Here is a 22,326-nt window from a genome sequence, read left to right as displayed (position 1 = left end):
AGCAGCGCCCATCGGACTAGCCTTCCCGGATGGAAGGAGCCTGCGATGGCCGAGCACGATCACCCGCATTCGCACGACCATGACGAGCCACGCTGGAAACATGACGGCGTGCGCGTCATCACCGGCGACAAGCTCGATCCCAACACCGCCCAGACGCCTGGCATGTTCCGGCAGGCTGCGATCAACCACGCCCGGGTCGGTGCGCAAAAGATCTGGGCCGGCACGGTCTCGATCCAGCCCAATGCCAAGACCGGTGTGCATCATCATGGCGAGCTGGAAAGCGTGATCTATGTCGTGCGCGGCAAGGCCCGCATGCGTTGGGGGGAGAGGCTCGAATTCGTCGCGGAGGCCGGGCCGGGCGACTTCATCTACGTGCCGCCCTTCGTGCCGCACCAGGAGATCAACGCCAATCCGGACGAGCCTCTCGAATGCGTGCTGGTGCGTTCCGACAACGAGGCCGTAGTGGTCAACATCACCGATGTCGACCCGGTCGAGGCGCCTGAAGAGGTCTATTGGATCGACCCGATCCACAAGCACCCACCGGGCGGCGGCTCCCGAGACTAACCGCCGACCTCGAAATCGCCCGGCTGAGCGGGCGCGATCGCCGTGAACAGCGTGCGGTCGGGCTTGAGGTCGAGCAGCGGCGTCCCGTCGAGACAATCGAGCCCACGGACCAGCAGCACCGGCCCCTCCCGGGCGGCCAGCGTGACGATCGAGGTGCCGATCGGATTGGGCCTGACGGGGGAGCGAAGCGCGAAAGTGCCGTGGGTCTGCCCGTCACTTGCAGGACTCTGAAGCACGAGGTCGCGTCGGGACCGGTGCAGCCAGTACAGCACCTCCAGGCGCTCGAAGCGCTCGATCCCGGCAAGCGCCGCATCCCAGGGCTCGAACAGCTCGATCCGACAGAGCGGCCCATCGATCCGCCCCTGGCGCGGGCAGGTCAACCGAGAACTCCACGGCGTCCGGATTCTGCCAATGAAGACCAGTCCGGCATCGCTCGCCACGGGCGGCGCGACCGCAACCTCGTGGTCGCGGATCTCGTTCTCGCGCACCATCGCCGTCAGTCGATCGCGACCATCACGTCGGAGGCCTTCACCACGGCGTAGGCCTGCTGCCCGACCGTGAGCTTGAGCTCGTCGACCGCTGCGTTGGTGATGGCCGAGGTCACGATCGCTCCGCCGATGTCGATGCGGACATGGGCGGTCGTCGCGCCCTTCGTGATCTCGACGATCTTTCCCTTGAGCTGATTGCGGGCGCTGATCTTCACGAGCTTTCTCCTCAGCATGTCCGGAGGGCCATCCCCTCACTCATGGTGATTGACACGGCTCTCGACGCCACGCAACGATCGCTATATTCCACGATGCACAGCGATTGCGATTTCGAGGGAACGCGACCATGACAACCCGCCGCCACGTACTCGGCCTTGCCGCAGCCTTCCTTTTCGGAATGGCCACTGTCTCTGGCAAGGCCCAGGCACAGAGCAAGGAGCTCGTCATTTTCGCGGCTGCGAGCCTCAAGAATGCGCTCGACGAGGCCGCGGCCAGCTGGGTCAAGGAAAGCGGCAAGCCGGCGCCAAAGATCTCCTACGCGGCGAGCAACGCGCTGGCCAAGCAGATCGAACAGGGCGCACCAGCCGATATCTTCATGTCGGCGGATCTCGACTGGATGGATTACGCGGCCTCGAAGAACCTGATCAAGTCTGACACCCGCGTCAGTCTGCTGGCCAACCGGATCGCGCTCATCGCCGCCAAGGATTCGGCTGCCAAGGTCGAACTGAAGCCAGGCGTCGATCTGGCCACCGTGCTCGGCTCCGGCCGGCTCGCCATGGGCAATGTCGATTCCGTGCCCGCCGGCAAATACGGCAAGGCTGCGCTCGAGAAGCTCGGCGGCTGGGACAAGATCAAGGACAAGGTGGCACAGGCCGACAACGTTCGTGCCGCCCTGCTGCTGGTCTCGCGCGGCGAGGCGCCGCTCGGCATCGTCTACACCACCGATGCCGCCGCGGACCCGCAGGTCAAGGTTGTCGCCACTTTCCCCGAGGACTCGCACCCGCCGATCATCTATCCGGTCGCGGTGACCAAGGACTCGGCCAATGCTGACGCCCAGGCCTTCCTGACCTATCTGCGCGGTCCCGCGGCAAAGGGCGCCTTCGAGAAGCAGGGCTTCACGGTGCTGAACAAGGCTGCCAGCTCTTCGTGAGCGACTGGCTGTCCCCTGAGGAGTGGACGGCGGTCAGGCTCAGCCTGCTTGTCGCAACGACGGCCACGATCGCGAGCCTGCCGATCGGCATCGCGATCGCGTTCCTGCTGGCGCGAGGCCGTTTCTGGGGCAAGTCGCTCCTGGACGCCCTCGTGCATCTGCCGCTGATCATGCCGCCTGTCGTGACCGGCTACCTGCTGCTGATCGGCTTCGGACGGCGCGGCCCGATCGGGCAGTTCCTCTATGACTGGTTCGGCATCGTCCTGTCCTTCCGCTGGACCGGTGCCGCGCTTGCCGCCGGGGTGATGGGCTTTCCGCTTATGGTGCGGGCGATCCGGCTCTCGATCGAGGCCGTCGATCGCAAGTTGGAGGATGCCGCCGGCACCCTTGGCGCCAGTCCGCTCTGGGTCTTCCTCGCCGTGACCCTGCCGCTGTGCCTGCCCGGCATCGTCGTTGGCATGATCCTGAGCTTCGCCAAGGCGATGGGCGAGTTCGGCGCAACCATCACCTTCGTCTCGAACATCCCCGGCGAGACCCAGACTCTGCCCTCGGCGATCTACACCTTCACCCAGGTGCCGGGAGGCGAGGCCGGAGCCATGCGGCTGACGCTGATCTCGATTGCCATATCCGTCATCGCACTGTTTGCCTCCGAGGCGATGGCGCGGTTTGTCGGGCGCCGGATCGCGATCGAATGACACCGGCTCTCGATGTCGCGGTTGAGCATCGGCTCGGGAACTTCCTGCTCGACGCCCGCTTCACTGCGGATGGCGGTCTGACGGCTCTCTTCGGGCGCTCCGGCTCGGGCAAGACCTCGCTGGTCAATGTCATCGGCGGCCTGATCCGCCCGACACGTGGCCGGATCGTCGTCGCCGGCGAAACCCTGGTCGATACCGACCGCGGCATCTTCGTCCCCAAACATCGCCGCCGGATCGGCTATGTCTTCCAGGAAGCGCGGCTGTTCCCGCATCTCACCGTCCGCCAGAACCTGCTCTTCGGACGCTGGTTCGCCCGGCACCACGGCCATGACGGCACCGAGATTGCAAGCGTACTCGAACTGCTCGGCATCGGCCATTTGCTGGAGCGCCGCCCCGCGGGGCTCTCCGGCGGCGAGAAGCAGCGCGTGGCGATCGGCCGAGCCCTGCTGGCAAGGCCGCGCCTGCTCTTGATGGACGAGCCGCTCGCTTCGCTTGACGAAGCACGCAAGGCCGAGATTCTGCCCTATATCGAGCGATTGCGCGACGAGATGGGCCTGCCGATCGTCTATGTCTCGCATTCGGCGGCCGAGGTCGCACGCCTTGCGACGAATCTGGTCATCGTCGACCAGGGCGCGGTCAAGGCGTCGGGCCCGACGGCCGAGGTGATGTCGCGGCTCGATGTCGCGATGCTGCCCGGGGCGCCGGAAGCGAGCGCCGTCCTCGACGCCGAAGTCACGGGTCTTGACCCTGTCCATCACCTGGCGACGCTGTCGACCCAGGCAGGCCGGCTCTTTGTCGCGCGTCCCGGTCTGCGCGCGGGAGCGCGGCTGCGCGTCCGCATCCTCGCCAGCGACGTTCTCCTCAGCCTCAACCCGCTGGAAGGCATCAGTGCACTCAATGTGCTGCCGGGTACCATTGCCGAGGTCGGCATGGGGCGCGGAACGGAGGGAGCCGCCGTCGACCTGCGCATCGATTGCAATGGCGCCATGCTCGTTGCCCGGCTGACCACGAAATCGGTGTCTCAGCTTGGGCTGAAACCGGGCAGCCCGATCTATGCGGTCATCAAAAGCGTCTCGGTCGATGCGCCCTGACGATGTCCTGCCGCATGCAATGGAGACTGGCGGTGCCATTGCGCTGTAGTTCGGCATATATGGCTATGCGGCGGGAAACGACGATGCGGGCCTGACCGAAGCCGGCTAGACTGGTTGCGCAACAAGGACGCCTGAATGCCCGAAACGCCGCCGCCCCCCGCCGTCGAACTCAGCCTCAGGCTCGACTTCTCGCCCGGCGGCCGACTCGGCCCGGGCAAGGTCGAGTTGCTCGAAGCTGTCGAGCAGACGGGCTCGATTTCTGCAGCGGGACGGGCGATGACCATGTCCTACAGGCGAGCCTGGCTATTGGTCGACGAACTCAACAGGATGTTCCGGCAACCGCTTGTGGAAGCCCAGCCCGGCGGCAGCAAGGGCGGTGGAGCGCATCTGACGCCGCTCGGACGCGAGGTCGTGGCGCATTACCGCGCTGTCGAGAGCAAGGCACTGAAGGCGGGCAATCTTCATATCGAAGCCCTGCGCGGGCTCGTCGACGAGCGGGGCGGCAAGTCCTGATCGGCAAGTCCTGAAACGAGAACGGCGCACGGTCGAACCGACCGCGCGCCGTGGAAGCCGGGCCTCAGGCTCAGCGTTCGATCATCTTGTTCCAGCGGCTGTTCCATTCCGGGCGCTTGGCGTTGATCGCATCCCAGTCCAGCGTCACTGCGGTCTTCATGTTGGCGTGGAAGGCCTTGAGCTTCTCCTCGGCCTCCGGCGTCGTGGCCTTTGCCTTGGTGTTGGAAGGCACGACATTGCCGGCAGCCAGCGCCTTGCTCTGCGCATCGGCCGAAAGCAGATAGGCCGCCAGCTTCTGTGCCAGCTCCGGCTCCGAGTTATTGGCGATGACGCATTGCGCCACCATCAGCACGACGGACCCTTCCTTCGGCTGGGCATATTCCGCCGCAATGCCCTTTTCCTTCAAGGTCGCGACCGCCGTCGGCGTCAGCGGGAAGATCGCTGCTTCGCCGGTCTGGACCATTTCCGAGATCTTGGCCGAGCTCGGGATGAACTCGAGCACGTTCTTGCCGATCAGGTCGCGGAACTTGCTGAAGCCCGGCTCGACATTGGTCTCGTTGCCGCCCTGGATACGGTTGAACATCAGGAAGGCGTGCAGACCGAAGGACGACGCCGAGGCCGACTGGAACACGACCTTGCCCTTGAACTTCGGGTCGGCGAGATCCATCCACGAAGTCGGCGCAGCCCAGCCCTTCTCGTCGAACATCTTCTTGTTATAGGCGAGCCCGGTCATGCCGAGGTCGATACCGACTGCCATGTCGTCCTTCATCCGGGTGCCCTGAGCAAGCTCGGCCAGCTCCGGACCGGGCTTCAGCTTTTCGCAGAGGCCGGCGCCGATCGCGCGCACCATGACGCCGTCATCGAGGAACATCACATGCATCTGCGGCTTGTCCTTGGCCGCAGTCGCCTTGGCCAGGATGTCCGAGGAAGTGCCCGGCACGACGACGATCTTGACGTCATTGGCCTTCTCGAACTCGGGGAAGACAGCCTGCGTGAAGGTGCGCTCGAAATTGCCGCCATTCATGCCGACATAGAGCGTCTTGGACTGCGCCATGGCGGCGCCGGAGGCGACGACGGCAAATGCGGCGACAGTGCTCGCCAGAGCGGTACGGCGGTTGATCATGAACGTGTCTCCCTTGTGTGTGGTGGCTCTGATGCTTCTCCCGCACCCGAGCCTCGGTCTGTGCGGGTCGAAATCGGAACGGGCGCGAAGCGTCCGATCGTGAACGCGTCGATGGGCGTCGTGCTGCGCCCGTCGCGGACAAGTTCGGCGAGGACCTCGCCGACGCCGGGAGCGATCTGAAAGCCGGCCCCGGTGAAGCCGAAGGCGTGGATCAGGCCGGGTGTCGTCAGGCTCGGCCCGATCACCGGGTTGCGATCGGGTATCGCTCCCTCGGTGCCGCTCCAGAAGCGGATGGCATGGGCGTGGCGCAGGCCCGGGAAGAGTTCGGCCGCGCGGTTCATGATGGCAAGCGCGCCCTCGCCGCGTGGGCGCGAGAAATCGGGATCGTCCAGGGGCAAGGCGCGTTCGCCGCCGACGACGCAATTGCCGCGCTCGACCTGCCGGGCATAGATGCCGCCGCCCTCCATGCCGATATTGGCGGTCATGATCGCCTCGAGCGGCTCGGTCACCACCATCGAGGGATAGATGCGCGCAAGCGGCACAGGCTCGCCAAATGCCGCAGCGAAGCTGTCAGCCCAGGCGCCCGCGCTGTTGATGACGAAACGCGCGCTCAGCGAGAGATCATCGCCCGCTTCCAGCGCGAAGCCCGCACCGTTGCGCGTTACGCCCTTCACCGGCGTGTTCTCCAGCACATGGACACCGACACGGCGCGCTGCGCTGGCAAAGCCGGTCGAGACCAGTCGCGGATTGGCATGGCCGTCGCCGGCGCAGAAGGAGGCGCCGAACACGTCGCCGCCGACCCAGCCGAAGCGCTCGCGCAGGCCGTTATGGCCAATCAGCTCGAGGCCGAGCCCCTGTCCGGCAACTGTCTCGGCATAGGCTTCAAGTGCAGCCATGTCGGCCTCGTCGCGCGCGAGCTTGAGGTGGCCGGAGCGCAGGAACTCGCCATCGATGCCGATCAACGCCTGCAGCCGCGGCCAGATGGCATGCGCGCGCTGAGACAGCGGCAACTGCTCGAGCGGCCGTCCCTGGCGACGCACACCGCCATAGTTTACGCCGCTCGCCTGCGCGCCACAAAAGCCCTTGTCGAGCAGCGCCACCGACATGCCCATGCCGCGCAGCGCAAGAGCCGCCGAACTGCCGACCAGGCCGCCGCCAATGATGGCGACATCGACATCAAGACGCCGGCTCATTCCGCGGCCTCCGCACCGGTCTCGGCCATCGTCAACGCGAGGGGGATCGGCTTGACCGGCGCCTGGCTCCGCAGCCGGCCGACAGCGTCGATTCCCCGGCCCGTCTCTCCGGCGAGAAGCTCGGCCGCCACGCTGCCGCAGATCCGCCCCTGGCAACGGCCCATGCCGATCCGGCTGACGGCCTTCAGCCGATTGAGCTCGCTGATCTCGAAATGACCGACCGCGCGGCGAACCTCGCCAGCGCTGATCTCTTCGCAGCGGCAGACGGGGGTCTCGTCGGCAATGTCCTTCGCCCAATGCGCCGGGAACGGGAACGCGGCTTCGAGGACATTGCGGAAGCGGCCGATGCGGGAAAGCGCGCGCCCAATGGCCTCGGCGCGCTCCGGGTCATGCGGCAAGCCGCGATCCTCGAGCAGGGCTAGCCCGGCGCGCTCGCCCGCGAGTTCCGCCGCATCGGCACCCGCAATGGCAGCCCCGTCACCCGCGAGATAGACGCCTGGCACGCTGCCACGACCGGCCGCATCGCGTTCAGGGAGCCAGGCACGGTCACGCTCGTCGAACCCGAAGCGGCAACCGGCGAGATCGGCGAGCTGGGTTTCCGAGCGCAGCGCCAGGCCGTAGCCGATGCCATCGCAGGAGAGCCTCCGCGAGCGCGTGCCCTGGCGCCACAGGATCGCCTCGACGCGCCTGTCCCCTTCGACGCGGACATCCTCCACGCCATAATGCAGCGCGACGCCGCGCAGCCTGAGTTCGGCCGTCATCCGCATGCCGCGCAAGATGACCGCAGGTTCGAGCGCAAGGCCGCGCAGCAGGTTGAGCTTCGCGTTGAAGGGAGCGGTATCCAGCACCGCGGCGACGTCGACGCCAGCCTTCAGATACTGCCAGGCGACGAGATAGAGCAGCGGCCCGGAGCCGAGGAAGACGACGCGCGAGCCAATGGCGCAGCCTTGCGCCTTCAGTGCGATCTGGGCACCACCGAGGGTGAAGACGCCCGGCAGGGTCCAGCCCGGAATCGGCAGGATGCGATCGGTCGCCCCGGTTGCCAGGATCAACCCATCATAGGCGATCTGCCGGTTGGTTCCTGCCACTGCGATATCGGCCTGGCCGTCCCGCAGGTTCCAGAGCAGCGCCTGCGGCCAGTAGTCGAGCCGTCCGGCAAGGGCGGCGAAATCGCTGTGCAGCCGCTCGGCCTTCGACGCTTCGGAGCCATAGAGCGCCGCGCTGCTGCGTTCGTCGGCAACCAGCCTCTGGCGATAGATCTGACCGCCGCAGGCGGGCGCCTCGTCGACGACGAGCGGTCGCAGGCCAGCCTTGACCAGTGCCTCGGCGGCCCGGACGCCGGCGGGCCCGGCGCCAACGATCAGCGGTTGCGCACGCGCCGTCACGCCACCCTCCCCTTGGCTGTCACGATCCGCATGCCGGCGGCGAGCGCCGTGGTGCAGGCGCGCAGGCGTGCCCCGCCTTCGAGACGGACCCAGCAATCCTGGCAGGCGCCCATCTGGCAGAAGCCGGCGCGCGGCGAAGCCGAGAACTCGCTCACCCGCAGCACCTCGCTGCGATTGAGGATGGCGGTCAGCACGGTGTCTCCGGCCCGCCCCTCGCAAGGCTCGCCGTCGAGAATGAAGGCGATGACCGGGTGGCTTTTGCGTGCGATGCGGTGAAGCAATGGCATCGGTCCGCGCTCACTTCTGTCCGACGAGGATCTTGTCGAGCCCGAACGCGCGGTCGAGCACCAGCATCGCGCCGGCCGTCAGCGCGATCATCAGCGCCGAGACCGCCGCCATCATCGGGTCGATGGATTCGGTCGCGTACATGTACATACGGACCGGCAAGGTCACGGTCGCCGGCGAGGTGACGAAGATCGACATCGTCAGCTCGTCGAAGCTGTTGATGAAGGCGAGCAGCCAGCCGCCGGTGATGCCCGGCAGGATCATCGGCGCGGTGACGCGGCGGAATACCGTCCAGTGCGAGGCGCCGAGCGTCATCGCCGCCTGCTCGGCACTGCGATCCATGCCCGAGAGCGCCGCAAGGACCAGCCGCAGCACATAGGGCGTGACGATGATGACATGGCTGACCACCAGCCAGGTGAAGCTTCCGGTCGCGCCGATCAGGGCGAAGAGCCGCAGGAAGGCCACGCCCAGGACGAGATGCGGGATGATCAGCGGCGACAGGAAGAGCGCGTTCAGCCCATCACGGCCGGGAAAGTCGTAGCGGTCGATGGCGAGCCCGGCCGGCACGGCGAGTGCGATCGCGATCGTTGCCGACAGTGTCGCGAGCCACAGGCTGTTGACGAAGGAGGCGACGAAATCCGGGTGCACGAAGATCTCGCGGAACCAGCGCAGCGAGAAGCTGGTGGTCGGGATCGAGAGCGTGTTCTCGGGCGTGAAAGCGACGAGGCAGATGACCAGCAGCGGCGCCAGCACGAAGGCGACGACGAGCGTGTGGAAGGCGAGCGCGATCGGACCATTTTTCTGCATGGCGCTTATCCCAGGGTCCGGCGGGCGCGGGCTTCGACCATGCGGTTATAGGCCAGCATGATGATGAGGTTCGCGACGAGCACGATGATCGCGATCGTGGCGCCGAGCGGCCAGTTCAGCTCATGCATGAACTCGTCATAGACGAGCGTCGCCGCCATCTTGAGCCGGCGGCCACCAAGCAGGCCGGGGATCGCGAAGGCGCTGGCCGAGAGCCCGAAGACGATCAGGCTGCCAGATAGCATGCCCATGCTGACCTGCGGCATCACCACCCGGCGCAGCGCGGTGAAACGCGAGGCGCCAAGCGTCCAGGCGGCAGCCTCGACGGAAGGATCGAGCTTCTGCAGCGAAGTCCAGACCGGGATGACCATGAAGGGCAGCATGACGTGGACAAGCGCGATCACGATCGCCGTCTCGGTGTAGAGCAGCTTCACGGTGCCAAGCCCAAGCGCCTGGAGTGCCTGGTTCACCAGTCCGGTCGAGCCAAGCAGCATGCTCCAGCCAAAGGCACGCACCACCACCGAGACGAGCAGCGGCCCGATGATCACCAGCAGGAAGACGGAGCGCCAGGGATCGCGCATCCGCGCCAGGATATAGGCCTCGGGCACACCGATCAGCGCGCAGAGCAGTGTCGTCAGAGCAGCCACGCGCAGCGTCCGCAAGAAGATACCGAGATAATAATCGTCCGTGACCACCGCGAGGTAGTGGGCGAACGTGAATTCGTTCTTGATGCCCGTGCCGTGGTCATAGACGTGGAATGACAAAATCACCGTCAGCACCAGCGGGACGATGACCAGAGCCAGGAACAGCAGGGCGCCGGGCGAGACCAGCAGCCAGGGCGTCAGCGCCGAGCGGGCCCGACTCATGCCGCGGCTCCGGTCGTAGCGGTAACGGCCTCGACCCGCAGGCTCGCAGGCGTCCAGTCCAGTGCAACGGCATCGCCCTCGCCTGCCGGCTCTTCGCCATGGTTGGGAACCGAGACAGAGAGCGCTCCAACCGGCGTCTCGACGGTGAAGAGCCAGTAGCTACCGAGGAAGAAGCGATTGACGATGGTACCGTCGAGCCGGCCCTGGCCCTGCGACCGCAGCAGGATCTTTTCAGGACGCAGCGAGAGCGCGACCGTCTGGCCGTCCGGGAAGCTCGCCTGCTCGCAAGGCAGGGACACGCCGTTGATCTGCGGTGTTCCGGCGGGGCCGTGCCCTCGCCAGATGCCGTCCAGCCGGTTCATCTTGCCGACGAAGGAGGAGATGAAAGCCGTAGCCGGGCGCTCATAGAGCCGGTAGGGCGCATCGATCTGGGTCATGCGACCCTGCTCCATCACGACCACCCGATCGCTGATCGACAAGGCTTCCGCCTGGTCATGCGTGACCATGATCGTCGTCGTGCCGACGCTCTGCTGGATCCGGCGCAGTTCGAACTGCATTTCCTCGCGCAGCTTGGCGTCGAGATTGGAAAGCGGCTCGTCGAGCAGCAGCACCGGGGGCACGATCACCAGTGCACGCGCGATCGCGACGCGCTGGCGCTGGCCGCCCGAAAGCTGGCGCGGATATCGGTCGGCAAGCTGGGCCAGATGCACCAGCCCGAGCATCGTCTTGACGCGCTCGTCGCGCTCGGCGCGGGCGACCTTGCGCATCTCCAGGCCGAAGGCGACGTTCTGCGCCACGGTCATGTGCGGAAACAGTGCATAGCTCTGGAAGACGATGCCGAGACCGCGCGTGTTCGGCTTCTCACGGGTGATGTCGCGCCCGTCGAGAGCGATCTTTCCGCCTGTCGGTTCGACGAGGCCGGCGATCATCTGAAGCGTCGTGGTCTTGCCGCAGCCGGACGGACCGAGCAGCGAAACGAACTCGCCCTTGGCGACGCTGAGGTCGACATCGCGCACCGCGGCGTGATCGCCATAGACCTTGCTCAGCGACGCCAGCGTCAGGAAGCCCATCTCCACCTCGCCTGGTAGACACCCCGGGAGCATCGAACGGGGCGCCGATCTGCAACGGCGCAAGGAGGCGGCAGGGGCACGAATTCGTCAATTTATAATTTCATAGAAGAGAATTTCATTTGACTTAATTTCGACATATGGAATTTTCTAAAGGACATCGAAATGCAAATTCGGACAACCGAATGAACGATTCAGCCGAAGCGACATCGAGCCTGCGTCGCGCGCTCGGTCTCCTGCGCATCCTCGCGGCAGCGGATCCGGCCGGTATACGCCTGAAGGACCTCTCCGAGGCGGCAGGCTGCAGCCAGCCGACGGCGCATCGCGCCTTGCAGGACCTGATCGCGGAAGGTTTCGCCGAGCAGGTCACCGGTGGGAAGCGTTACCGGCTGGCCCTGGACTTCTTCGTGCTGGCGGCCCGCGCCGGCCAGGCCAGCGGATTGCGCGATCTTGCACGGCCGGTACTGCTGCGCCTCTCGGCGACGCTGCACGACACCATCTTCCTGCTGGTCCGCAACGGCTACGATGCTGTCTGCCTCGATCGGGTCGAAGGCCCCTTCCCGATCCGGTCCTTCACGGGCGATATCGGCGGCAAGGTGCCGCTCGGCATTGGACAGGGCAGCCTCGCCATTCTCGCGCATCTTCCCGAGGACGAACGCGAGGCCGTGATCCGCTTCAATATCCCGCGTCTGCTCGATCGCGGCTTTCTGGACGAGGCCGGCCTGCGCATCGCGCTGGCCGAGGCACGCGAGCTGGGCTGGGTCAGCCTCAATACCGGGCTGATCCCGGGCATGGCCGGCCTCGGCGTGCCGGTCTTCGATGCAGAAGGCCGCGCCGTCGCGGCGCTCAGCATCGGCACTCTGGCGGAGCGCCTCAGCGACGAGCGGGGCCCGAATGTCGCGCGGATTCTCCAGCGGGAGGCCGCGACGCTCGGCGCGAGCCTCAATCCGTTCGATGTTTCGCTGCGCTATCCCTCACGCAGCCTCAGCAGCACGGCCCGCCAGTATCCCTGAGAAAGCGAGGCGGGCGCGATCACTCCACCTTGGCGATCGCTTCGATCTTCTCGATGCCGCCGAGCTTCGGGGCGAATGAGATCCAGACCTTGCGGGCACCGGCCTCCCAGCCTGGACGATCCTCCGGTTGGACGAGCTTGCCCCCCTCGGATTGCGCCTTGGCCATCGATGCCTCCTCGTCGGCAAGGATGAGGTCATCGAAATAGGACGTGCCTTCGGCTGCCGCCTCGGACAGCGCCTTGCGATCCTCCGCCGTAAGCCCCTTCCAGAAGGACGCCGAGACATAGACGACGCCGCTCGCCCAGATATGCCCGGTCTCGATCAGATAGGGCACGACCTCGTGCAGCTTGAAGCCGACATAGGCCGATTTGGTGAGGTCCATGGCATCGACGACGCCGGTTTTCAGCGCGTTATAGGTTTCGGGGATCGGAATCGGCGTCGGATAGGCGCCGAGTCCCGACCAGAGCTCGGTATGAAGCGGGCTCTGGATTACGCGGATGCGCTTGCCCTTGACCGATTCAGGCGTCGTCAACGGCTCCTTCGCCAACAGGTGGCGCGCGCCGTAATTGATGAAGCCGAGCACGACAAAACCCTGCGCCTCGTATTTCGCCTTGAGTTCGGCGCCAAGCGCACCATCAAGCACGCGCTTGAGATGGCCACGATCGCGGAACAGGAAGGGCAGATCGAGGATCTGGCCGTCCGGCACCCAGGAGGAGAGCGCCGAGATCGTCGAAAGCGAGGCCTGGACCGAACCGAGCCTGATCCCTTCCGCGACCTCCTTCTCGCCGCCGAGTGCCGCGTTGCCGACGATGCGCAGATCGAAGCGGCCGGGCGCGGTCCTGTTCAGCGTCTCCGCGATCCTGCGCCAGATCTTCGTCTCTGGCTTGTCCTCGCCGAAGAGCGAGGCGACGGTCACCGGCCGGCCAGCGGCATGGACCGCACGAGCCGAGAGGAGCGCGGGCGCGGCAAGCAGGCCTGCGGCGACTTGGCGGCGGGTCAACGACATCAGAAGAACTCCTTGATGGAAAGCGGGAGCGACGGCCAGACGGCTGCACCGAGCGAGAGAACGGCGAGCGCCACGAGCAGCGAGCCGAGCAAGGGCAGCACAGCGCGGAAGACCGAGCCCGCGGGAATGCGCAAGATGCCGCTGACGACATAGACGAGGATGCCGAGCGGCGGCGTCAGCCCGTGGATCATCAGGTTGACGACGAGGATGACGCCGAACTGGATCGGGTCCAGTCCGGCCGCGACGGCGACCGGCAACAGCAGCGGACCGAGCAGCAGGATCGCAGCGCCGATATCGAGGAAGAGCCCCGCCGCCAGCAGCACGAGATTGGCGAGCAGGATCACCGCATAGGGACCGGCGCCGAGAGCGGTCACCAGGGCTGCCATCTGGTCCGAGACCCGGTCGACCGCGAGCATGAAGGCAAACGGCGCGGAGGCTCCGATGAGCAGGCCGACGGCCGCTGCCTCCGTCGCCGATTTCCGCAAGGCGGCGAAGACGGTGCGACCATTCAAGCTCCGTAGCGCGAGGCAGGTCACCAACGAATAGGCCACCGCGAGCGCAGACGCTTCCGTCACGGTCACCACGCCGAAGCGGATGCCGACCACCACGACGATCCCGAGTCCGATCGCGGGCAGCGCCCCGACAAAGCTTCGCACGCGCTCGACACCGGTCGCCTTCGGCGCAGCGTCGACGACATTGCGCACGCTGAGATGAATGCCGATGGCGAGAGCCAGCGCCAACACCCCACCAGCGATAAAACCGCCAACCAGAAGCGAGCCGACCGAAAGGTTTGTCGCAGTCGCCAGCAGCAGGAACGCGATCGAGGGCGGGATGATATTGTCCAGCATCGAGACGCCGGCGACGATCGCGCCAGCCTGCGCCGGCGGATAACCACGGGCGATCAGCGTCGGCGCCATCACCTTGGCCCCGAAGGCGGCATTCGCCACCGAAGAACCCGACGCCCCTGAGAACAGGACGCTCGCGACGAGCGCCGTCTGGGCGAGGCCCGCCCGCAGGTGCCCGACGAGCGCGCCGGCAAAGCGCACGAGCCGTTCCGCAAGGCCGCCTTCGGTCAGCAACTCGCCCGCTAACAGGAAAAAGGGCACCGCGAGCAGCAGGAACTTGCTGATCCCGGAGACCGTGTTCTGCACGATCGCTGGCTCGGGAAGCAGCCCGCCAAAGGCCCCTGTCAGCGAGACGCCGGCCAGCAGCGCGAATGGCAGAGGCGCGCCCAGGATCAGGCCAAGCCCGGCAAATCCGGCGGCGATGAGGCTCGGTGGCTCGACGAAGAGCCCGGTGACCTGCTGCGCCAGCAGGTAGGAGCCGGTCCCGACCGCAAGCGAAAGCGCTGCCGAGAGCCAGGAGCGGTCCAAAGCAGCGCGAGCCAGAACGACCAGCAGCGTCAGTCCGCCCCCGATCGCGAAGACGCCGAAGCGCAGCGACTCCGGCAAGCCCAGCACGGTCGAGACGCCGCCGACCTGCGCCGCGACCCCGGCGCCGCCAAGCGCGAGCACGAGTGAGCCATGCACGGGCAATGACCACGCTGAACAGGATCGCGAGCAACGCCGCGCCCGCAATCTCGAGGACCGAGACGAGGCGCGACAGCGCGCGCGCGGCAGGGCGACGCAAAAGCCCGGGCGTTTCCGCCCTCACATCAGCCAAGGTTGTCATCACGCGTTCGCCAGGAGCTTAGCGCAGGGGCGAAAAGGCGGTCGGCCGCAGGATACGGCTTCGCATCTCGAGAACATAGGGCGCAGCCTTGGCGCGAAAGGCCTGCCAGGCAGGGTCGGCTTCCATTGCGGCACGCCGACGTTCGCGGTCGCCGGCATCCTCGAAGCGCCACATATGCACGACCTCGTTGACCACGCCGGTATCGGTGGTGAACCAGCCGATCAGATGGCCGAGATGCGAGACCTGCAGTTCCATGCCTTCGCGGACATAGAGGTCGAGATAATCGCGCACATGGGCGGGCTTGATGGCATAGGTGCGTTCGTCGAGGATCATGACTTAGCCTGCGGCTTTCGCTGAGAGGTCGCGGTCGAACAGGTTGGACCAGGTGAAGGCCGAGCCCGCCCGGGGAGTTCTTGCCACGTCGAGATGCGGCAAGACCAGTTCGGCGAAGCGGTAGGCTTCCTCGAGCAGCGGCATGCCGGACAGAATGAAGGTCTCGATGCCCGCCGCCTGATAGGCGCGCAACGTCCGGATCACGGTCTCGGGCGAGCCGACGATTGCAGTGCCGGGCCCGGGACGCACGAGCCCCAACCCAGCCCAAAGTCCTGGCGCAATCTCGAGGTCACGCGCGAATTTGGGCTTCAACCCGCCATGCAGTGCCGTCATCTTCTGTTGCCCGACTGAATCCGTGCCGGCCACGAAACGGGCATTGGCCGCGATGGCGGCGTCGTCCATCTGATCATGGAGATCCTGAGCCGCCGCCCAGGCCTCCTCGTCGGTCTCGCGGACGACCACATAGAGCCGGATGCCATAGTTCAACTCGCGGCCATGGGCCGCGGCGCGCGCCCGCACATGCCCGACCTTTGCAGCCATCTCGTCCGGGGTTTCGCCCCAGGACAGATAGGTATCGACATGCTTGGCAGCGACCTCGATCGCAGCCTCGGAAGAGCCCCCGAACCAGAGATCGGGCTGCACGATCGGATCAGCACCCGAGAGAGCGAGCTTGGCCTCGATCGTCTCGACATGGCGTCCCTTGAAGGTCACCGTTTCGCCGGCGAGGATGCGCCGGAACACAGTGAGATATTCGTCGGCCATCACGTAGCGCTCGTCATGGGGCAGCAGCATGCCATAGGCGCCGAGCATCTTGGCGTCGCCCGAGACGATGTTGAGCAGCAACCGCCCCTTGGAGAATTCCTGGAAGGTCGCGGCCATCTTGGCCAGCAGCACCGGCGGGATCAGCCCGGGGTGGATCGCCGTCAGGAAGCGCATTCGCTCGGTGAAGGGCAGCAGCGATGCGCCGAGAACCCAGACGTCATGCGCACCGGTCGCCAGCAGCGCGCCAGTGAAGCCGAGATGATCATAGGCCCGCGCCAATTGCTGCAGATAGGCATGATCCATCTTGCGGGCGCCGTCCTTCTTCCAGGGATAGCGGCCGTCAGGGGCGGTCAGATACCAGAGCACATTCATAGGCTTTGTCTCATGATTTGCAGTGATGCTTAAGCCGAAGCGGCGGCGTCTTCGAACCGGGAGAGGCCGAGCGCTCGCCGAAGAATGCCATGGCGGACGAGGCAGGCGGCCTCCTGCTCCTGTTCGGCCAGAACGGCGGCGTCGATCGCAGAGATGCGCCAATCGCGCGAGCGCAGAACGGCGAGCCATTGCGCTTCATCGACATCCCCCGATGCCGAGAGCTGGCGAGCAGCCGCTTCTGCATGGTCCTCAACGAAGCTCGCGATGCGCGCGATGTGCTTGTGGAAGGCGGCGATCTGGTTCGGCCGCCGATCGAGGACCGGACGATGCGTCCAGAACAGAGAGCGATTTGGGATGACGCCTCGCGTATCCGCCATGGCGACAAGCCCGCCTCGATCCAGCTCCACAGGCAGGTGAGGATCCATCGCGATCCAGGCCGCGACCTCGCCCTGCCGCAGAGCCCTTGCCGAAGCCACTGGCGAAAGATCGATGCGGTTGAAATCCGCAAGGCCCAGGCCAGCCCGTTCGGCGAGATGCGCCAGCAGATAGGTATGGAACGAGCCCTCGACGAGGGCGATCCGGCAGCCTTTGAGGCCTGCCAATGCGACCTCAGCCTCGTCCTTCCGCCTCAGGATGGCACCATTGGCCGGGCGCGGTTGAGAGGCCGCGAGATAGACCACCTCGAGCCCCAGATCCTGCGCGGTCAGCGGGGGCGTCGAGCCGGTGCCGCCGAGTTCGATCTCGCCGCCGGCGAGCAGTTCTCCGGTCGCGCGGCCATCGGCATAGTCGACGAACGCCCAGCGCTGATCGCCCTCCCTCTCCGCGAGCAGCCGCGCAAGGCGCAGATGCAGGTTGTTGGCATGGACCCCGACGCGAAGGCGGCCAGGCGAATGAAGACCGCTCATCTCGTCCCCTCAGCCAGCCGGGAAGGCGCCTTCGAAGACACTGGCCGAAAGCGGATTGCGCTGGCTCGGAACCTCGCGGGCCTGCAGTGCCTCGGGCAATTGCGCCTTGTCGCCCACCTTGCCGATGGCGACGGCCGCCTCGACCCGATAGCCGCCGGGAACATTCAACTCCACCGCAGCCCGCTCAAGATCGAGCCCCGCCATGCCATGCGCCTGCCAACCCGAGCGGGTCGCCTGCAATGCGAGATGGGCCCAGGCCGCACCGGCATCGAAGGAATGAGTGTGGGAGGCGATTTCCTCGACCTTGCCCGGAACGGCAAGCGTCGACTTCGAGACGATCACGACGAGTGCCGCCGAGTCCTTGGCCCATGACGCATTGAACGCATTCAGCAGGCCTAGCAGCCGATGCCAATGGGCGGAGGCACGCCGGGCATAGATGAAACGCCAGGGCTGGGAATTGTACGAGGATGGCGCCCAGCGCGCGGCTTCGAACAGAGAGAGCAACTCGGCTTCGCTGATCTCATCGTCACTGAATGCACGAGGCGACCAGCGTTCGAGAAAGAGTGGATCGATCGCATGGTCAGCGGCGCGGTCATTGGCAGTCGTCGGCATGATCCGGATGTCCGTGAGGCAGTATTGAGAAGTATGACACCAAAGCACTGAGGCAGGTTCGCCGCAGAATTGCGAACGTTCGGGCAGGGAACGTCCGCGATAACGCTCTCACGACTGGCCGAGCGAGCCTTCGCCGCTTACGAAGACCGCCTGATATCGTGCAGAAAGCATCGAGCTTGGACCGGCCCCGGTCAATAGAATTGTCTGTTTAAACGAACGATCGATTTGGAAGATTCTACGAACAGCCTCTAGATACGAGCAACCAATTCTCCATTGCCGTTTGCCGTTGGGGAATGCAGCCCAAAAACCCAAATCTGCCGCACGATCACCGCACAAGAATCCGTCATGCCGAACGAACGTGAACTTGCCCTTCCTTCCTCTGACGCTCCGCCCGGGTTCTTCTCCGGCCGCCGCGAGAAAAATTCCGACAGCAGGCGGAACCTTTGCGTCGCTGCGGCGTTTGCGGCGAAATGCGGGAGGTTGCGGTCATGAATGGCGTGGTGTTCGCCTCGGCAGTCGTCCTTTGCGGAGGCATCGTTTCGGTCCTCACCGGGAGTATTCCCACCCACGGATTTTTCGCTGAGTTTGTCTGGTCAGGGCTAGCCTTGGCTGGGCTGATCACCATCGCAGGCATCGAAGCCTCGAGCTGAATTCTTGTCTGCTCTTTGGTGTGAAAGGCGCCCTTCGTTACGAAGGCTCGCGCTGCATCCTGCTTGCTGCTTCGCCCCGGCCAGAGTTGAGCGTAGGATCGTCTGCGCTGTCCGAGCCTTGCCACCAGGCATAGGCGGGTTTTGACCAGACTTGAGGTGGCGGCCGCCGCCGGCCTCGCAGCCCACGGTCCAGATGGGAGTTCGCGATGAATACAGCCAACCTGCAGCTAGAAGGCCTGCTTGTCGCCGTAGCCGAACTCACGCGCCTGCTGGTTCGCAAGGGACTTGTCGAGGAAGCCGAGGTCGAGTGGGCGCTGGACCGTGCGGAAACGAGCCTCCGCTCCGACCACAGACGCATGGGCCAACTCCGGGAGAGCAATGCCGACGCCGTCACATTCCCCGTGCGCTTTCTGAGCGCCGCCTTGAGGAATACCGGGGACTCCCCGCTCTCCTTCTCGGAACTGGCGTGTCATGTCGGGCAGTCGAAGCCGGCCCGGGTGCCGCAGCCTCCTCACCCTGCATCCTGACATCGGCTTCGACTTCAAATCTCCACCACCGCAACGCCGAAATGCCGCAATCGCCTCCATACCATGAGCTAGCTTATGATATGGAGGCCTGAGCATGCGGCGCCCACTCAAGCGCGAACTCGTTTTCCAGCTTCTCGAGACCTCCCGACAACTGCGCAGCTATGTCGACCAGCGCGCACGGGAAAATGGCACGACCCGCGCGCAATGGAGCGTGCTGGCTCGTCTGCGCCGCGCGGAAGGTCTCAATCAGGCCACGCTCGCCGAGATGCTCGAGCTGCAACCGATCTCGTTGACGCGCCTGCTTGACCGGCTGGAAGGCCAGGAACTCGTCGAGCGCCGCCTTGATCCCCAGGACCGACGCGCACGGCTCCTGCACCTGACCTCTGCGGGTCGAAAGCTCGTTGACGATCTCGATGCGCTGCGCGCAGAGATCGCCGGCGAGGTACTCGACAGTATCGACGAACCTTCTCTCTCGACGACCCTCGCGACACTCGCATCTGTCCGGGACAGGCTGAGGCACGGAGCCCCGGAGCGCGCCGAGACGAAGCCAGCCGCGCGTCGCGTGCCTGCTGGCAGCGCCCTTTGAGTTGCGCGGAGTAGGCTCGATGAAAGGCTCAAAATCACTCTGGGTGATCGCCATTCTCGCCGTGGGCGCCGTCGGCGCCGGCCTGTGGCTGAAGCTCCCAAGCGCAAACCAGGGCAAGGACGGCGGCTCCCGCGCCACCACGACGCGCAGCGAAGCACCCGTTTCGGTCGTGACCGCCAAGGCGACAACGGACGACGTCCCCGTACATAAGCGGGCTATCGGCTTCGTCGAATCCCCTGCGATCGTCACCGTCAAATCGCGGCTCGACAGCCAGATCATGGAGCAGCACGTCAAGGACGGGCAATTCGTTAGGGCCGGCGACCTGCTCTTCACACTCGACGACCGCGATCTGCGCACTCAGATTGCCAGGGATCAGGCTGCTCTCGCCCGCGACCAGGCGACCCATGACCGTGCCCAGGCCGACCTTGCCCGCTTCCAGCAATTGCTGGCGAAGAACGCCGGCACGCAGCAATCCGTGGACCAGGGTATTGCCGATGAGAAGACGGCAGCCGCGACGATCCTGGCGGACAAGGCAGCGCTTGAGTCAGACATGCTCAAGCTGAGCTATAGCAAGATCACCTCACCGATCGATGGACGAGCGGGCGCCGTGCTGGTCACGCCGGGCAATCTCGTCAGCGCCAACAGCGCGGGCCCGGGCCTCGTCACGATCACGCAGGTCAAGCCGATCCGCGTCGCCTTCACCTTGCCCGAACGCGAGGTACCCATGCTGCAAGCGGCGCTCACGGCCGGCAAGGTTCTCAAGGTCACCGCGAAACCCGCCGACTCGCCGCGCCCGCCGGCAGAAGGAACCCTCACCTTCGTCGATTCCAGTGTGGACATCGCTTCCGGCACCATCGCGGCCAAGGCTGCTTTCGCCAATGCCGACCTCTCGCTCTGGCCAGGCCAGTATGTCGATGTCGCAGTCGAGGCCGACAGGCTCGACAATGCCACGATCATTCCGACGGTCGCCGTGCAGGTGGGGCAGAAGGGCTCCTATGTCTATGTCATCAAGCCGGACGACACGACCGAGCTGAGGCAGGTCAGCATCGCCCTCGTCGATGGCGACAGGACGGTGATCACGGACGGTGTTGCGGCAGGCGAGCGCGTGGTCGTCGACGGCCAGATGCGGCTCAAGCCCGGAACCCGCGTCCGCGAGCGCGCTCCCCCCGGAGCGGATACCAAGCCCGCGGCAGGCAAGGAGACCATCGCCGACGGAGGTCGGTCATGAGCATCTCTGGCTTCTGCATCCGCCACCCCGTGGCGACCATCCTGATGTCGGTCTCGCTGGTCCTCGCAGGGCTCTTCGCCTATCGCTTCCTGCCGGTCGCGGCCCTGCCCCGCGCCGAATTCCCGGTGGTGAACGTCTCGGCGCAACTGCCCGGCGCCTCTCCCGACACCATGGCGACCTCGGTCGCGACGCCCTTGATCAAACAGTTCGCCACGATCGCCGGCATCGACAGCATTGCGACGACAAATTCCCAGGGCGCAACCTCGATTGCCATCCAGTTCGTACTCAATCGCAACATCGATGCCGCCGCCGCCGATGTGCAGGCCGCGATTGCGCGCGCCCAGAAGCAGCTGCCGATCGAGATGACCGCGCCGCCGAGCTATCGCAAGGTGAACCCGGCCGACGCGCCGATCATCCTGCTCGCGCTGAAGAGCGATATCATCCCGCTCTCGCAACTCGATGCTTTCGCACAGCAGGTGATCTCGCCTGCCCTGTCGACTGTCGACGGCGTTGCGCAGGTCCTGATCTTCGGCAGCCAGAAATATGCGGTGCGCATCCGCATCGACCCGACCGCGCTGGCGGCTCGCGGCATCGGCGTCGACACCTTGCAGAATGCGATCACCTCCGCCAACGACAATTCTCCGGTCGGCACGGTGCAGAACGACCGGCAGCAGCTGACGATCCAGGCCAGCACACAGCTCGCAAATGCAGCCCAGTTCGCCGATGTCATCATCGCCACGCGCAACGGCAAGCCCGTGCGCCTCGGCGATGTCGCGAAGGTGATCGACTCGGTCGAGAATACGCAGACAGCCAGCACCTATGACGGCATGCCGGCCGTCGTGCTCGCAGTGCAGCGCCAGCCCGATGCCAACACCGTCGACGTCGTCGACAGGGTCAAGGCCATGCTGCCGGCGTTCCGCGAGCAGTTGCCGGCGGCAGCGCAACTGGCGCAGCTCAATGACCGCTCGACCTCGATCCGCGCCGCGGTCGAGGATGTTCAGTTCACGCTGGGGCTGACCATCGTTCTGGTCATCATGGTGATCTTCGTCTTCCTGAGAAGGCTCACCGCGACCCTGATCCCGGCAGTTGCCGTGCCGATCTCGATCATATCAACGCTCGCGGCGATGTATGTGCTCGGCTTCTCCATCGACAACATCTCGCTGCTTGGCCTGACGCTCTCGGTCGGCCTCGTCGTCGACGACGCCATCGTCATGCTCGAGAACATCGTGCGGCACATGGAAGAGGATGGGCTCTCAGCCTTTGACGCAGCTCTCAAGGGCTCGCGCGAAATCGGCTTCACCATCATCTCGATCTCGCTCTCGCTTGTCGCGGTCTTCATCCCCGTGCTGTTGATGGGTGGTGTCATTGGCCGGATCTTCAACGAGTTCGCGGTGGTCGTCACCGTCGCGATCCTCGCCTCGGCCTTCGTGTCCCTGACAC

Annotated in this window: 26 protein-coding genes; 11 read left to right on the top strand and 15 right to left on the bottom strand. The window is 65.6% G+C overall.

The genetic code is table 11. From position 1 onward, the window contains the following. Positions 1-45 precede the first annotated feature (45 nt). Positions 46-564 carry a cupin domain-containing protein gene (locus tag AC1D34_RS11565; RefSeq protein ID WP_441489871.1) on the top strand — a complete coding sequence of 173 codons (519 nt, stop codon included), beginning with the start codon at positions 46-48 and terminating at the stop codon, positions 562-564. Here AC1D34_RS11565 and tsaA read toward each other — a convergent pair. After that, a complete protein-coding gene (gene tsaA, locus AC1D34_RS11560) occupies positions 561-1,055 on the bottom strand; it encodes a tRNA (N6-threonylcarbamoyladenosine(37)-N6)-methyltransferase TrmO (RefSeq protein ID WP_441489870.1) in 495 nt (164 codons plus the stop codon). The two genes, AC1D34_RS11565 and tsaA, sit on opposite strands and share 4 nt — an antisense overlap. Positions 1,056-1,060: 5 nt before the next feature. Continuing rightward, positions 1,061-1,267 (bottom strand): TOBE domain-containing protein, encoded by a 207-nt coding sequence (locus AC1D34_RS11555; protein WP_441479394.1) that lies wholly within the window; start codon positions 1,265-1,267, stop codon positions 1,061-1,063. A 128-nt stretch (positions 1,268-1,395) separates the two neighbouring features. On the opposite strand from AC1D34_RS11555, the gene modA reads away from it, so the two are divergent. From modA to AC1D34_RS11535, 4 genes are all read left to right on the top strand, one after another. Beyond that, on the top strand, positions 1,396-2,199 hold the full coding sequence (modA, locus tag AC1D34_RS11550; protein WP_441489869.1) for a molybdate ABC transporter substrate-binding protein: 804 nt from the start codon (positions 1,396-1,398) through the stop codon (positions 2,197-2,199). Then, a complete protein-coding gene (gene modB / locus AC1D34_RS11545; RefSeq protein WP_441489868.1) occupies positions 2,196-2,894 on the top strand; it encodes a molybdate ABC transporter permease subunit in 699 nt (232 codons plus the stop codon). Before modA ends, modB begins: the two co-directional genes overlap by 4 nt. After that, positions 2,891-3,985 carry a molybdenum ABC transporter ATP-binding protein gene (gene modC / locus AC1D34_RS11540; protein ID WP_441489867.1) on the top strand — a complete coding sequence of 365 codons (1,095 nt, stop codon included), beginning with the start codon at positions 2,891-2,893 and terminating at the stop codon, positions 3,983-3,985. Before modB ends, modC begins: the two co-directional genes overlap by 4 nt. Before the next feature lie 135 nt (positions 3,986-4,120). Further along, positions 4,121-4,498, top strand: coding sequence for a winged helix-turn-helix domain-containing protein (locus tag AC1D34_RS11535; protein WP_441489866.1), 378 nt, complete (start codon positions 4,121-4,123; stop codon positions 4,496-4,498). A gap of 70 nt (positions 4,499-4,568) precedes the next feature. On the opposite strand, the gene AC1D34_RS11530 is transcribed toward AC1D34_RS11535, so the two are convergent. The 7 genes from AC1D34_RS11530 to AC1D34_RS11500 are packed head-to-tail and all read right to left on the bottom strand — an operon-like array spanning position 4,569 to position 11,224. Further along, positions 4,569-5,621, bottom strand: a complete 1,053-nt coding sequence (locus tag AC1D34_RS11530) for a polyamine ABC transporter substrate-binding protein (protein WP_069880423.1) — start codon at positions 5,619-5,621, stop codon at positions 4,569-4,571. Then, entirely contained in the window at positions 5,618-6,814 is a 1,197-nt protein-coding gene (locus AC1D34_RS11525; RefSeq protein ID WP_441505845.1) for an NAD(P)/FAD-dependent oxidoreductase, read from the bottom strand. The genes AC1D34_RS11530 and AC1D34_RS11525 overlap by 4 nt, the downstream gene beginning before the upstream one ends. Then, positions 6,811-8,199, bottom strand: coding sequence for an FAD/NAD(P)-dependent oxidoreductase (locus tag AC1D34_RS11520; protein ID WP_441505846.1), 1,389 nt, complete (start codon positions 8,197-8,199; stop codon positions 6,811-6,813). The genes AC1D34_RS11525 and AC1D34_RS11520 overlap by 4 nt, the downstream gene beginning before the upstream one ends. Continuing rightward, positions 8,196-8,486, bottom strand: coding sequence for a (2Fe-2S)-binding protein (locus tag AC1D34_RS11515; protein WP_441505847.1), 291 nt, complete (start codon positions 8,484-8,486; stop codon positions 8,196-8,198). Before AC1D34_RS11515 ends, AC1D34_RS11520 begins: the two co-directional genes overlap by 4 nt. Positions 8,487-8,496: 10 nt before the next feature. Further along, positions 8,497-9,291 (bottom strand): ABC transporter permease, encoded by a 795-nt coding sequence (locus AC1D34_RS11510; RefSeq protein WP_113519132.1) that lies wholly within the window; start codon positions 9,289-9,291, stop codon positions 8,497-8,499. A gap of 5 nt (positions 9,292-9,296) precedes the next feature. Continuing rightward, positions 9,297-10,154, bottom strand: coding sequence for an ABC transporter permease (locus AC1D34_RS11505; protein WP_069880418.1), 858 nt, complete (start codon positions 10,152-10,154; stop codon positions 9,297-9,299). Next, positions 10,151-11,224: an ABC transporter ATP-binding protein gene (locus tag AC1D34_RS11500; RefSeq protein WP_441489862.1), complete on the bottom strand. Its 1,074-nt coding sequence runs from the start codon at positions 11,222-11,224 to the stop codon at positions 10,151-10,153. Before AC1D34_RS11500 ends, AC1D34_RS11505 begins: the two co-directional genes overlap by 4 nt. A 182-nt stretch (positions 11,225-11,406) precedes the next feature. On the opposite strand from AC1D34_RS11500, the gene AC1D34_RS11495 reads away from it, so the two are divergent. Next, entirely contained in the window at positions 11,407-12,234 is an 828-nt protein-coding gene (locus AC1D34_RS11495; protein WP_441489861.1) for an IclR family transcriptional regulator, read from the top strand. Between the two features lie 19 nt (positions 12,235-12,253). Here AC1D34_RS11495 and AC1D34_RS11490 read toward each other — a convergent pair whose 3' ends face one another. From AC1D34_RS11490 to AC1D34_RS11465, 6 genes are all read right to left on the bottom strand, one after another. Then, positions 12,254-13,240, bottom strand: a complete 987-nt coding sequence (locus tag AC1D34_RS11490) for a TRAP transporter substrate-binding protein (protein ID WP_441489860.1) — start codon at positions 13,238-13,240, stop codon at positions 12,254-12,256. Next, positions 13,240-14,769 carry a TRAP transporter large permease gene (locus tag AC1D34_RS11485; protein WP_476824267.1) on the bottom strand — a complete coding sequence of 510 codons (1,530 nt, stop codon included), beginning with the start codon at positions 14,767-14,769 and terminating at the stop codon, positions 13,240-13,242. The genes AC1D34_RS11490 and AC1D34_RS11485 overlap by 1 nt, the downstream gene beginning before the upstream one ends. Before the next feature lie 160 nt (positions 14,770-14,929). After that, positions 14,930-15,244 carry an NIPSNAP family protein gene (locus AC1D34_RS11480; protein WP_043235378.1) on the bottom strand — a complete coding sequence of 105 codons (315 nt, stop codon included), beginning with the start codon at positions 15,242-15,244 and terminating at the stop codon, positions 14,930-14,932. A gap of 3 nt (positions 15,245-15,247) precedes the next feature. Next, the gene (locus AC1D34_RS11475) at positions 15,248-16,378 is read right to left on the bottom strand and encodes an LLM class flavin-dependent oxidoreductase (protein WP_441489858.1); all 1,131 of its coding nucleotides are present in this window, start codon (positions 16,376-16,378) and stop codon (positions 15,248-15,250) included. Between the two features lie 29 nt (positions 16,379-16,407). Further along, complete coding sequence (locus AC1D34_RS11470) at positions 16,408-17,283, bottom strand: ABC transporter substrate-binding protein (protein ID WP_441489857.1); 876 nt, start codon at positions 17,281-17,283, stop codon at positions 16,408-16,410. A 9-nt stretch (positions 17,284-17,292) separates the two neighbouring features. Next, positions 17,293-17,895: a nitroreductase family protein gene (locus AC1D34_RS11465; RefSeq protein WP_441489856.1), complete on the bottom strand. Its 603-nt coding sequence runs from the start codon at positions 17,893-17,895 to the stop codon at positions 17,293-17,295. Between the two features lie 488 nt (positions 17,896-18,383). On the opposite strand from AC1D34_RS11465, the gene AC1D34_RS11460 reads away from it, so the two are divergent. The 5 genes from AC1D34_RS11460 to AC1D34_RS11440 all read left to right on the top strand — a co-directional run. Then, on the top strand, positions 18,384-18,545 hold the full coding sequence (locus AC1D34_RS11460; RefSeq protein ID WP_441479381.1) for a hypothetical protein: 162 nt from the start codon (positions 18,384-18,386) through the stop codon (positions 18,543-18,545). A 206-nt stretch (positions 18,546-18,751) separates the two neighbouring features. Continuing rightward, positions 18,752-19,072, top strand: a complete 321-nt coding sequence (locus tag AC1D34_RS11455) for a hypothetical protein (RefSeq protein ID WP_441505849.1) — start codon at positions 18,752-18,754, stop codon at positions 19,070-19,072. A gap of 94 nt (positions 19,073-19,166) precedes the next feature. Further along, positions 19,167-19,658 (top strand): MarR family winged helix-turn-helix transcriptional regulator, encoded by a 492-nt coding sequence (locus AC1D34_RS11450; protein ID WP_441505850.1) that lies wholly within the window; start codon positions 19,167-19,169, stop codon positions 19,656-19,658. A 19-nt stretch (positions 19,659-19,677) separates the two neighbouring features. Then, positions 19,678-20,886, top strand: coding sequence for an efflux RND transporter periplasmic adaptor subunit (locus AC1D34_RS11445; protein WP_441505851.1), 1,209 nt, complete (start codon positions 19,678-19,680; stop codon positions 20,884-20,886). Beyond that, a partial coding sequence (locus AC1D34_RS11440; protein WP_476824266.1) for an efflux RND transporter permease subunit occupies positions 20,883-22,326 on the top strand: 1,444 nt, incomplete at its 3' end. The genes AC1D34_RS11445 and AC1D34_RS11440, both read left to right, overlap by 4 nt.

This window comes from Allobosea sp. P1_A7, from assembly GCF_056406775.1.
This window is presented reverse-complemented; position numbering and strand designations above follow the sequence as displayed.

Coding starts and splice junctions, on each gene's coding strand:
- AC1D34_RS11565 (WP_441489871.1), top strand. CDS start 46: ATGGCCGAGCACGATCACCCGCATTCGCACGACCATGACGAGCCACGC.
- tsaA (WP_441489870.1), bottom strand. CDS start 1,055: ATGGTGCGCGAGAACGAGATCCGCGACCACGAGGTTGCGGTCGCGCCG.
- modA (WP_441489869.1), top strand. CDS start 1,396: ATGACAACCCGCCGCCACGTACTCGGCCTTGCCGCAGCCTTCCTTTTC.
- modC (WP_441489867.1), top strand. CDS start 2,891: ATGACACCGGCTCTCGATGTCGCGGTTGAGCATCGGCTCGGGAACTTC.
- AC1D34_RS11535 (WP_441489866.1), top strand. CDS start 4,121: ATGCCCGAAACGCCGCCGCCCCCCGCCGTCGAACTCAGCCTCAGGCTC.
- AC1D34_RS11530 (WP_069880423.1), bottom strand. CDS start 5,621: ATGATCAACCGCCGTACCGCTCTGGCGAGCACTGTCGCCGCATTTGCC.
- AC1D34_RS11525 (WP_441505845.1), bottom strand. CDS start 6,814: ATGAGCCGGCGTCTTGATGTCGATGTCGCCATCATTGGCGGCGGCCTG.
- AC1D34_RS11515 (WP_441505847.1), bottom strand. CDS start 8,486: ATGCCATTGCTTCACCGCATCGCACGCAAAAGCCACCCGGTCATCGCC.
- AC1D34_RS11510 (WP_113519132.1), bottom strand. CDS start 9,291: ATGCAGAAAAATGGTCCGATCGCGCTCGCCTTCCACACGCTCGTCGTC.
- AC1D34_RS11505 (WP_069880418.1), bottom strand. CDS start 10,154: ATGAGTCGGGCCCGCTCGGCGCTGACGCCCTGGCTGCTGGTCTCGCCC.
- AC1D34_RS11500 (WP_441489862.1), bottom strand. CDS start 11,224: ATGGGCTTCCTGACGCTGGCGTCGCTGAGCAAGGTCTATGGCGATCAC.
- AC1D34_RS11495 (WP_441489861.1), top strand. CDS start 11,407: ATGAACGATTCAGCCGAAGCGACATCGAGCCTGCGTCGCGCGCTCGGT.
- AC1D34_RS11490 (WP_441489860.1), bottom strand. CDS start 13,240: ATGTCGTTGACCCGCCGCCAAGTCGCCGCAGGCCTGCTTGCCGCGCCC.
- AC1D34_RS11480 (WP_043235378.1), bottom strand. CDS start 15,244: ATGATCCTCGACGAACGCACCTATGCCATCAAGCCCGCCCATGTGCGC.
- AC1D34_RS11475 (WP_441489858.1), bottom strand. CDS start 16,378: ATGAATGTGCTCTGGTATCTGACCGCCCCTGACGGCCGCTATCCCTGG.
- AC1D34_RS11470 (WP_441489857.1), bottom strand. CDS start 17,283: ATGAGCGGTCTTCATTCGCCTGGCCGCCTTCGCGTCGGGGTCCATGCC.
- AC1D34_RS11465 (WP_441489856.1), bottom strand. CDS start 17,895: ATGCCGACGACTGCCAATGACCGCGCCGCTGACCATGCGATCGATCCA.
- AC1D34_RS11460 (WP_441479381.1), top strand. CDS start 18,384: ATGAATGGCGTGGTGTTCGCCTCGGCAGTCGTCCTTTGCGGAGGCATC.
- AC1D34_RS11455 (WP_441505849.1), top strand. CDS start 18,752: ATGAATACAGCCAACCTGCAGCTAGAAGGCCTGCTTGTCGCCGTAGCC.
- AC1D34_RS11450 (WP_441505850.1), top strand. CDS start 19,167: ATGCGGCGCCCACTCAAGCGCGAACTCGTTTTCCAGCTTCTCGAGACC.
- AC1D34_RS11445 (WP_441505851.1), top strand. CDS start 19,678: ATGAAAGGCTCAAAATCACTCTGGGTGATCGCCATTCTCGCCGTGGGC.